The sequence below is a fragment of the Pseudoalteromonas sp. P1-25 genome (genome assembly GCF_001401805.1).
Lineage (GTDB): Bacteria > Pseudomonadota > Gammaproteobacteria > Enterobacterales > Alteromonadaceae > Pseudoalteromonas.
On sequence record NZ_LKDW01000074.1, the window covers coordinates 1 to 1061 of the forward strand.

The following is a 1061-nucleotide window of genomic DNA, read 5'->3' on the forward strand; positions in this document are numbered from 1 at the left end:
GATGCGAGCGGCAACTTCTCAGTCGAAGTGCCAAACGCATTGGCTGAAGGGCCTTACAGCATTGAAGCGACTATTAGTGATGCGGCGGGCAACAGCACTGATATCACCGGCAGCGGTAACATCGATACCACCGCGCCAAGTGTGAGTGTAGATGCACCAGCGCTCACCAACGACAGCACGCCAAGTGTAACGGGCACCAGTGATGCACCCAACAGCACCGTCACGGTAACCTTTACCGATGCAGCGAACAACGTACAAACCCTAGATGTTCAAACCGATGTCAACGGCAATTGGAGTGCAACACCAACCAGCGACTTAGCAGAAGGCAACTACAGTGTTAGCGCCAGCATCACTGATGCAGCAGGCAACTCGGGTACAGGCACAGACAACGGCGAAGTGGATGTGACGCCACCAACCCTTGCCTTTACACCGACCTTTGAGCTTGGTTTATTAGTGACCCTAAGCGGTACCTCTGACCTGCCAGCAGGCAGCGAAATTACTATCACTGAGCAACTTATAGGCGGTGGCATTGGGGCCACTTACACCACCACAACCGATGCCAATGGTAATTGGTCATTAGTGGGCTTGGATGTATCACTCCTTGATGTTGGCTCTGTAATAGCCACAGCCACCGATGCAGCCGGTAACACGCGCACAATCAGCTCAGATGACTTTGATAGCACACCGCCTACGCTTACTGTTGAGGTGGATGCACAAAGCAATAGCAACACGCCTATAATCAGTGGCACGAGCGATGCGGGCGAAGGCGCGCAAGTGACGATAGTGGTGACCGACAGCGATGGTAATCCACAAACCATCACTGCGCTTGTTGATGCAAATGGTGATTGGAGCGCCACACCGAGTACACCACTTAGTGAAGGTGAAAGCACGATTGAAGTGAGCGTACGCGATAGCGTAGGCAACGAAACCACCGTGAGTGAAACCACTACGATTGACACGCAAGCCCCCACACTTACGATACAAAATGTAGGCGATGTAAACGACCTAACACCGACATTACAGGGCACCAGTAACGAAATTGGCGGCACGGTGACACTCAC

At 52.8% G+C, this 1061-nt stretch carries 1 protein-coding gene; it reads left to right on the plus strand.

Annotated features, from left to right (window positions below; translation table 11 throughout):
- On the plus strand, positions 1-1061 hold a 1061-nt coding region (locus AN393_RS19550), incomplete at both ends, for an Ig-like domain-containing protein (RefSeq protein ID WP_200909061.1).